Origin of the sequence: Pseudoalteromonas sp. APC 3224 (genome assembly GCF_030407535.1) — a bacterium.
Taxonomy (GTDB): domain Bacteria; phylum Pseudomonadota; class Gammaproteobacteria; order Enterobacterales; family Alteromonadaceae; genus Pseudoalteromonas.
In genome coordinates this window covers 1-9,354 of sequence record NZ_JASDDF010000060.1, presented here as the reverse complement: position 1 = coordinate 9,354, position 9,354 = coordinate 1, and the positions used below count along the sequence as shown (strand labels likewise).

The 9,354-nt window shown below is 37.8% G+C and carries 10 protein-coding genes; 6 read left to right on the top strand and 4 right to left on the bottom strand.

Annotated features, from left to right (window positions below):
* Window positions 1–268: 268 nt before the first annotated feature.
* The 5 genes from QL989_RS18780 to QL989_RS18760 all read left to right on the top strand — a co-directional run bounded on the left by QL989_RS18780 (window position 269) and on the right by QL989_RS18760 (window position 5,842).
* Window positions 269–652, top strand: a complete 384-nt coding sequence (locus QL989_RS18780; protein ID WP_055012203.1) for a response regulator — start codon at window positions 269–271, stop codon at window positions 650–652.
* 8 nt (window positions 653–660) lie between these two features.
* Window positions 661–1,566, top strand: coding sequence for a MoxR family ATPase (locus tag QL989_RS18775; protein ID WP_290171648.1), 906 nt, complete (start codon window positions 661–663; stop codon window positions 1,564–1,566).
* A 232-nt stretch (window positions 1,567–1,798) separates the two neighbouring features.
* Window positions 1,799–2,557, top strand: a complete 759-nt coding sequence (locus QL989_RS18770) for a DUF58 domain-containing protein (protein WP_290171646.1) — start codon at window positions 1,799–1,801, stop codon at window positions 2,555–2,557.
* Entirely contained in the window at window positions 2,550–4,523 is a 1,974-nt protein-coding gene (locus tag QL989_RS18765) for a DUF3488 and transglutaminase-like domain-containing protein (RefSeq protein ID WP_290171644.1), read from the top strand. The genes QL989_RS18770 and QL989_RS18765 overlap by 8 nt, the downstream gene beginning before the upstream one ends.
* Window positions 4,520–5,842 carry a Na+/H+ antiporter family protein gene (locus QL989_RS18760; RefSeq protein WP_010389979.1) on the top strand — a complete coding sequence of 441 codons (1,323 nt, stop codon included), beginning with the start codon at window positions 4,520–4,522 and terminating at the stop codon, window positions 5,840–5,842. Before QL989_RS18765 ends, QL989_RS18760 begins: the two co-directional genes overlap by 4 nt.
* 198 nt (window positions 5,843–6,040) lie before the next feature.
* Here the strand turns inward: QL989_RS18760 and QL989_RS18755 are convergent, their stop codons facing one another.
* From QL989_RS18755 to QL989_RS18745, 3 genes are read right to left on the bottom strand one after another with little or no spacing between them, the layout of a single operon-like run.
* On the bottom strand, window positions 6,041–6,475 hold the full coding sequence (locus QL989_RS18755) for an acyl-CoA thioesterase (RefSeq protein WP_008114650.1): 435 nt from the start codon (window positions 6,473–6,475) through the stop codon (window positions 6,041–6,043).
* 5 nt (window positions 6,476–6,480) lie between these two features.
* Window positions 6,481–7,299, bottom strand: coding sequence for a M23 family metallopeptidase (locus QL989_RS18750; RefSeq protein WP_054200907.1), 819 nt, complete (start codon window positions 7,297–7,299; stop codon window positions 6,481–6,483).
* Window positions 7,292–8,149, bottom strand: coding sequence for a 6-carboxytetrahydropterin synthase (locus QL989_RS18745; protein ID WP_290171641.1), 858 nt, complete (start codon window positions 8,147–8,149; stop codon window positions 7,292–7,294). Before QL989_RS18745 ends, QL989_RS18750 begins: the two co-directional genes overlap by 8 nt.
* 195 nt (window positions 8,150–8,344) lie before the next feature.
* On the opposite strand from QL989_RS18745, the gene fabA reads away from it, so the two are divergent.
* On the top strand, window positions 8,345–8,860 hold the full coding sequence (gene fabA, locus QL989_RS18740; protein ID WP_010389976.1) for a bifunctional 3-hydroxydecanoyl-ACP dehydratase/trans-2-decenoyl-ACP isomerase: 516 nt from the start codon (window positions 8,345–8,347) through the stop codon (window positions 8,858–8,860).
* Between the two features lie 63 nt (window positions 8,861–8,923).
* Here fabA and rmf read toward each other — a convergent pair whose 3' ends face one another.
* Window positions 8,924–9,094 carry a ribosome modulation factor gene (gene rmf, locus QL989_RS18735; RefSeq protein ID WP_008114656.1) on the bottom strand — a complete coding sequence of 57 codons (171 nt, stop codon included), beginning with the start codon at window positions 9,092–9,094 and terminating at the stop codon, window positions 8,924–8,926.
* Window positions 9,095–9,354 lie beyond the last annotated feature (260 nt).

Below are 9,354 nucleotides of genomic sequence, written 5' to 3'. Positions count from 1 at the left end.
ACCTATTTTATATTTAACTTATTGTTTTAAAGGGCTTAACTGCCCTTTCATTAAACTTTCATACTATAAATTATAGGTAGTAGAATCTAAGTGCATGTGTGGCGCTCTATTTTAATAACTTCAAGCTCACTAAGTCCAATACTAGACGGTATCGGACATTAAGTGCATTTAAACGACTATTACGGTAATTCATAGTTATCACCTTGAGGTTCCTTAATGCTTGGCTTAATATTAAACCACAAGCCGTAAAAAATGTTGAAGTATTCATATGGAATTTGTACGCCCACTCGAACCAATTTTAATTATTGATGATGTTAAACAAATCCGTGCTGACTTAAGCCAAGTGCTAGCCGGCTTAGGTTTTGATGACATTATTGAGTGTGATAATTTTGATTGTGCTAAACCCTTACTTAGCGAAAAATCACCCAACGTTATATTTTTAGATGTTGATTTACCTGATTCTGAAAGCATCGAAATTTTAGAGTCGATCAATAATGAGCACCCATATGCTCATGTGGTTATGTGCTCAGGCCATAATAGTTTCGAGACCGTACAAAATACTTGGGAACTTGGCGCAAAAGAGTTTATAGCCAAGCCTTTCAACGCGCAAAAAGTTGATGCCGTAATGAAACGTTTAGAACTGATAGATTAAAGGACATTATGCAGCACCTAGTTACCACTATTATTGATGACCTATCTACCGTTATATTTGGCAAGCAACAACAAATAAAATTAGCGTTAACCTGTTTGTTTAGTGAAGGTCATTTACTAATTGAAGACTTACCAGGTATGGGTAAAACCACTTTATCGCATGCATTAGCTGCTGTTTTGGGCTTATCGTATCAGCGTATTCAATTTACTAGCGATTTATTACCCGCTGATATTATTGGTACCAATATTTTTAATAATAAAGAACACAGTTTTTCATTTCATAAAGGCCCAATATTTAGCCAAGTAGTACTTGCTGATGAAATAAATCGTGCGGGACCTAAAACCCAAAGTGCTTTATTAGAAGCCATGGAAGAACAACAAGTGACCGTAGATGGAGAAAAGTATCCGCTCCCTACTCCGTTTTTTGTTATTGCTACTCAAAACCCTTTATATCAAGCAGGAACTTATCCGCTGCCAGAATCGCAATTAGATCGTTTTTTAATGCGTATAAGCTTAGGCTTTCCACCTAAAAACGCTGAAATAAGATTACTATTAAACAATCAAAAGCGCGATTACTCCCAATTACCACAGCGAATTAACCAGCAACAACTTAAACAAATACAAGAATCTATAGCTAATATTACGCTAAGCGCTCCGGTTATTGATTATATAATTGAATTAGTGACTTATACACGAGAGGCTCAATCGTTAGCTGCTTCGCTTTCACCAAGAGCCAGTATGGCACTGTCAAAATCAGCAAGGGCATGGGCCTATATTGAAGGTCGAAACTTTGTTCTACCTGAAGATGTACAAGCGGTATTTTCTAGCGTGTGCCAGCATCGATTAGGTTTGCATAGTGAGTCTGGCAACAACCAAATTGCAGACATTTTAAAACATGTTTTAGTGCCCGTTTAGATCAATGGGTATTTTAAAATTAAAACGCCCTACTTTTATTCATGCTGTAAAAAGTACAATTTTAACGACTTTATTAAAAAATAAGCACAAAAAAAATAGCATCACTTTATCGCATAATACTATTTATGTTTTGCCTTCCACACTGGGTGTATATTTTACGATTGTTGCGCTATTAAATTTTGTAATGGGAATTAATTATCAAAATAATTTAATACTGTTTATGGCGTATTTAATGTTTGTGATTATTATTTTTGCCTTGTTGTTAGGTTATAGCAACGCAAAAGGATTAACTGTCAGCTTTAAGAATACTATTGAGAGTTATGCGCCACAGCAACCTCAGTTAGTGTGGCAAATAAAATCAAACGACACATGTCAGTCAATCACCTTAAGTTATCCCAATAATTTTGAACACACCTGCTATATAGAGAGTGTTAAAGCCGATACCATACAATGCCAGTTACCATTGCCTTATTTAAAGCGCGGACGCTATTTACTAAAGCCAATAAAAATTGCCAGTAATTATCCATTTGGTTTGGTGAATGTATGGAGCTATATTCAACCTAGTCATGCAGTTTATGTTTACCCTTCAATTATTAAAACCCCAAATTACAAACAGTTAAGCCAAATAACTGCTAATGATGATGGTAATGAAAAGCACCAAGGCGATGATGAGTTTGAAAGTTTAATTACCCACTTGCCAGAAATGGGGTTGCAGCGAATTTCGTGGAAACACTACGCAAAAACTCAACAATTACTCGTAAAACAATTTAGTGATTTTAAATCTGCCGATACACAATTTGACTTTAACTTAATGACTGGCGATACCGAGCAACGCTTAGGGCAATTGTGTTACCTAGTATGCCAAGCGTTTGAAAGCGACATTAATTACTCGTTGAATTTGCCCAATAAGGTCATAGAAAATGGCTCAGGAAAGCTTCATCAGCAACGCTGTTTACAAGCCTTAAGTAGTGTAGGCACTGACTATGAATAAGATTAAAAATCAACGCGTTATAAATTTTTCTTTGTCATTTATTTACTTAGGGTTAGTGAGCTTTTTTATAGAGCACTTGCCCCTGCCCTTTATTATTATGCTCAGCACGTTATGTGGCTGGAATATTTATTTAACCCTTAAATACAAACAAAAGCCCAATGCGTGGCTGGCCAACGGACTCGCTGCAATAGCATTAATTATTATGCTCAGCAGTATTGGCTTTAAAGATACCGTGGTGCTGTTTGTTGCCATGCTTTTGCTGTCATGCGTTTTTAAATTACTACAGGCAAAAACAAAGCAGCATTATCAATTGATCATCACCCTCACATTCTTCTCACTTTCAGCAGTGTATTTGTTTAGCCAAACTATTTTTACCACTTTAATTATTAGTACACTGTATATTTTAAATTTTGCTGTACTTGGGTTACTTGAATCTAGTCATAGTTTAAAACTGTCATCAAAACAAAGTGCTAAAATAATATTTCTGGCTTTTCCTTTGGCAGTTGTACTCTTAATATTTTTACCAAAACTTCCTGCATTTTGGCAATTACCTGGCCCTAAAATGGCAAAAACAGGTCTCTCAGAACAAATAGACCCATTTGATATTGCAAAGTTATCAAACTCTGATGAGTTGGTTTTTAGAGCGAAGTTTGATAATAACTCAGCCTCTACCCCTTATTATTGGCGCGCTATTGTACATGATGAATTTGACGGTAACGCTTGGAAAACATCTTCGTTTTTAAAACAAGCAATGATGTTGCCAACCCAAAATAGCAGCAATGGAAATACCACTCAATACTCAATAATTGCTGAGCCAGCAATGGCTGATTGGTTATATGGGCTTGGCTATGCCAATAGTAACAATGAAAATGTAGTTTCCAACTCAGTCGGCTTGCTGCGGAAAAAACAATATAAATCCAAAGTGTTACAATATTCTGTTAGTACTAAACTATTATCGACTAAGAAGCTTAATAGCGTAGAGCAGCGTTTTTATAAAACGCTTACTGTGAGTAATAACCAAAAAAGTTATCAACTGGCGCAACAGTTAAAAAACAGAAGTGCTAACGCTGATGAGCTTTTTAATAAACTGTTAGATTATTTTTCGCAAAATAGTTTCAGTTACACTCTTACGCCAACACCTATGCACGGTGATGATACGCTTGATCAATTTATGTTTAATAATAAACGTGGCTTTTGTGGTCATTATGCCAGTGCAGCTGCCTTTATTTTTAGAAGTGCTGGCGTTCCAGCGCGGGTAGTAAGCGGATATTTAGGCGGAGAGCATAATCAAAACAATGACTATATTACCGTTCGTCAATACGATGCGCATGCTTGGGTTGAGGTATATACTAATGCAGGCTGGAGAATATTTGATGCAACAGCGGTTGTTGCGCCCGAACGATTAAATGGTTCTTTATCACAGAGTGCTGCATTAAATGATGAATTTAAAAATAATATTAATTTTGGTTTAGTTAGCTTAAGTAATTATGCTGCCATAAACTGGCTTCGCCTTGAATTAGAAAACCTCGATTATCAATGGTCTAGTTGGGTGCTGGGATTTGATAAAAATAAACAACAAGATTTATTAGCGTCCCTATTTGGTAACACTTATGTTTGGTTAGTACCGCTTGGGGTTATTATTGTTTTAATTTTAAGTTTTAGTGCTTATTTTATTTATATAAACCGCCCCAAGGCAACAACAAAACAACCTCCGCTGGTAAAAGAGTATTATCAAATACTCAGTTGGGCTAATAAGCACACTATAAACTACCCTGAAAATGCTACGCCTATTCAAACATTACAACACATTAGTCAACAAGCCCCCTATGCAGAGCAACAAATAACCGCCTTTTGTCACTTATTTGAGCAAGTGCGCTATGCGAGGCAACCATTTACCAAAGAACGTAAAAATCAGGCTAAAGATCTGATAAAATTAATTAAATCTATAAAACAGAGAAATCTATGAACGCAGTTATTATAGGCGTTATTTTAATGCTTGGACTCACTTTGGTCCGCGTAAATGTGATTGTTGCAATGACAATAAGTGCGCTTGTTGCCGGATTAACCGCAGGCATGGGCTTAAAAGAAAGTATTGATGCATTTAATTCTGGCTTATCATCAGGCGCCGAAATTGCTTTAAGCTATGCGATGCTAGGTGCATTTGCCGTCGCTATCTCTAAGTCAGGCTTAACGCGTATTTTGGCCGCTAAGTTACTCGCTAAAGTAAATGCACAAACAGGCTCTAGTGAAACCATATTAAGCTACTTTATTCTGTTTATTATTTTGATTTGTGCTATCTCTTCTCAAAACTTGGTGCCGGTGCATATCGCTTTTATTCCCATTTTGATCCCGCCGCTGCTTGTTGTGTTTAATAAACTGCGATTAGATAGACGTGCCATTGCTTGTATTTTAACCTTTGGTTTAGCCACCTCGTATATGGTGCTGCCGTATGGTTTTGGGGGTATTTATTTATACTCAATATTACATAAAAACCTAGTTGATAATGGCCTTGAGATTGTTAATACCAGTGTCCCTTTAGCAATGATAATTCCAGCTATTGGTATGTTTGTCGGCTTGTTGATTGCCCTATTTATTAGTTATCGAAAACGCCGCGAATACACAAGCACAGCATTAACAGTTCAAAGCCAACAAGCTGATGTTGAAAACCCCAAAAAGGTAATGCTGGTTGGTTTATTTGCCGTGCTTGCTTCTCTGATCGCTCAAAATGCCAGTGGCTCAATGATATTAGGTGGCCTAGTCGGGGTGGTTATATTTAGTGTATTTGGTGTGGTTAAGTGGGAAGAAAACGGCGACGTGTTTAGTAAGGGTGTTGCCATGATGGCAATGATTGGTTTTATTATGATTTCAGCGCAAGGTTTTGCTGCGGTAATGAAAGAAACCGGACACGTTGCTAGCCTAGTCCATAGCAGCGCCGCCATTTTTGACGGTAATAAACCCATAGCAGCCGCAGTAATTTTATTGGTCGGCTTATTTATAACTATGGGCATTGGTAGTTCATTTTCAACTGTGCCAATAATTGCCACTTTATTTGTGCCTTTATGTTTAGAGCTAAACTTTTCTGTAATGGCAACCGCTGCGCTTGTTGGTACTGCTGGCGCATTAGGCGATGCTGGCTCCCCTGCCTCTGACTCTACGCTAGGGCCGACATCAGGACTTAATGCTGACGGACAACACGACCACATTTGGGATTCGGTTGTGCCAACCTTTATTCACTTTAATATTCCGTTATTGGTGTTTGGCTGGATAGCCGCTATGGTTTTATAGTTATTTAAAGGCGTGCATTGCACGCCTTTTTATTAGTCTCATTTATTACTTTAATACGCCCTCCTCATTGATAAACTAATACTCTCTATTTTATTTAATTGCTAAGTTGGCCCTTAGTCAAAAACAGTATGATGTGTTCTTTATGGTTAATAATATAAGCACCATAATTGGTGCTTATATTATTTTTCCTGTTAGGTGTTATAACTCAAAACCATGCAGCATTTTGTCACACACGACAGGTGTTGGCCTGTGGTTATCATCAACAGCAACAAAGGTAAAGCTGCCTGTAATAGCAGAGTGCTTGTTATCTTTGTGCATAGTTTCTAGGAATATTTCAACATCCACTTTTAAACTGGTATTCCCCACATGCGATACCTTTGATATCAATTCAGCAAATGAACCAGCAGGAATAGCTTCTTTAAAATCGACTCTATCTGATGAAATAGTTACTAATGGTTTACGGCAAAAACGGGTGGCAGCTATAAAAGCAACTTCATCCATCCATGCTAATGCGTCACCACCAAATAGCGTATTATGATGGTTAGTACGCCCAGGAAATACGGCTTTAGTTACCGAAGTGGTCGAATCTTTTATACGTTGCGCAATAATGGCTTCGCGCTCTACTTGAGTCATAATCTCTACTTTTTGTTAGCTAATGTGTCTTGCATTAATAATGCAGGGTCAAGGCGTTCACCTTGCCAATTAAATCGCCAATCTAAATGCGGCCCAGTTACACGGCCCGTAGCACCTATTTCAGCTACCTTTGTACCTTGTTCAATCTTCTGCCCTACTTTTACATCAAGCTTACTTAAATGAATATAAGTAGAAGTAACCCCATGCCCATGATCTAAAATCAAAGTACCACCAGAGTAATATAAATCTGGTTCAGCAAACACCACGGTTCCGCTGATCGGTGCATACACAGGTGAACCTGTTTTGTTTGCTATATCTAAACCAAAGTGTGGCCTGCGAGGTTCGCCATTAAAGTAACGTTGGCTACCATAAACACCTGAAATGCGCCCTTTTGCAGGCCTAAGTACTGGCTGTAAAAAGTATTCTAAATCAGAGTTAACAGCCCGTGCTTTTCTTACTGCGATCGCTTCTCGGCTTATACGTTCACTTACTGCTTTTGGCGGCGATACATATTTTTTAGCAACACCGGTAATTTTATCTATATCGTAATCGCGAAGAGTAATAACTAAATCTTGGCTGTGGCCTTTACCAGTTTTATCTACCCAGCTTAATGTATGTACAGGTTTTGCATCACGGCCAAAACCAAATACAAATAACCCATTATCAGCAAGTTTTAACGACTTACCATTGAGGCTTACCGACTTAGCGTTATCTAATTGCCCTGTTACTAGGCCGCCTTGAGTTAAATGCCCTTTTAGCTCAAGCGCTATAGCACTAAAGCTAGTTGATACAATTAACGCCGAAACTAATAAGGATTTAAGCATAACTAATCGACCCCTTTCCAACACCTTCATAGGCGGTAATTTTAACGTCTTTTTCTGGGTGCTCTAATTTCACTTGGCTGGCAATGTAGTCAGCAATACATTCTACCGTGGTATCAATTGGTAAAATGTCGCAACGTGATTCAGTAATAGCCATTTCAAAGTAACCTTGCGCCGCAGTATACGCAAAACAAACATCATCACTTTTAGCTGAGATATGTTTTAATTCAGAGGCGTTTATTTGATCTTCACTAGTTGCTAAGTAAATATCACGCCATTTATCAGCCCACTGTTTTTGCAAACGAGGCATAGAAATACCGCCAAGGCTTATACCAATTTGTGAGCGATGACCATGAATAATACGCTGGCAATTACCATCATGCTTTTTAAGGCCATGGCTATAGTGGTAATAAAAGCTCTGATTGTGCTCAGGCTTTAACACCAACTCAATCTTTTCAATATTATCAGGAAGCTGTGGCAGTATTGTGGCAACTAAGTACTCTGTTACTGATTCAACGTTAATTTCATCAGTATCTATTAAGCAATATGCTTGATGAGGTGCACTCATTGCAAGGTGCTTGTTATCAGCAAATGTACAATCTAATGTTTTGTGATCAGCAAACTCGTTGATGCTGCCGTTTATGTTGTTAGGGACAGCTAAACGGTGATCTATACACTCATCAATAATGCCTTTAATTTGCTTTTTAACTAAGCCAAAGTCTAAAACCATAGACTCTTCGTTTAGTTTGCCATGTAAAGTCAAATCAACAATCCAACTTTCGCCAACTGCACCGCGTTTATTGCATAAGTAAGAAAAATCAATCACAGTGAGTGAGTTAACAAAAAGGGTCATAAATTTCCTTTAAACTGATTAAAAGTCAGCCCCAATTATAATGATTTCTGTTAGTAATTGCGCGGTTTAATCATACTAAAATCAGTTGCATTTACTGATTGCTTATAATTAAACCATTTTTTAACTGCTCCGAGTTGTTTAGCGTACAAGTGTACGCTAAAGTACGGGGCAATTTCTAAGCAAAGATAAAGTGTTATGGAACCTAAAAATAGCTATACAAAAGAAGATTTGATCCTTTGTGGTCAAGGTGAAATGTTTGGTGAAGGAAATTGTCGTTTGCCAAGTGACAACATGTTAATGATGGATCGTATCATTTCAATTACCGATGACGGTGGTGAACATGGTAAAGGTCAAATAGTTGCAGAGCTAGATATCGACCCTAGCCTTTGGTTTTTTGACTGTCATTTTAAAGGCGACCCAGTAATGCCTGGTTGTTTAGGCTTAGATGCTATGTGGCAACTTGTGGGCTTTTTCTTAGGTTGGTCTGGTGGTCCAGGTCTTGGTCGTGCACTCGGTGTAGGTGAAGTTAAATTTACCGGTCAAATATTGCCAACAGCTAAAAAAGTAACCTACCGTCTAGACATGAAACGCGTTATTAAGCGTAAATTGTTTATGGGTATGGCTGATGGAACCGTAGAAGTAGATGGCCGCGTGATCTACGAAGCAAAAGATTTAAAGGTAGGCTTGTTCCAAGATACCAGCGCGTTTTAAGTTTAAAACACGCAACAAAAAGGCCTCCATTTGGAGGCCTTTTTGCTTTAATTCGTTATGAGTTTATGTTTTATACATATTGCGATTTTCTATTGCCTCGCGCCAACCACCAAGCCACTCAGACTTAGGATCAACTTGTTGATAAGGGCAGTGCTCTTTTGAGCGACCAGCTAAACCTGCTTTAAAACCTTGAGAATGAGCTCTTTCTAAACGATCTCTTTTCTGTCTCTTCATCGGTAAAATCCTCACCTTTATATTTATATTTTTGTAGCATAAAGTTCATCTACATTTAATAAATAGCCAACAAAAATGTTTAATTCAAACACAAAATACAATTAATTTGTTTGACTTTAACTAAGCTGCTGATGCAATGATAAATTAATTAAAAAATAAATTTATTGCTCAAACTTAGGGTCTGTTGACCTTTGCGGATTACAATTTGTTCAAACTAGGAGCGGTTTAATCGCGGCGCGAGGTTTGTAACCTAGTGGGCT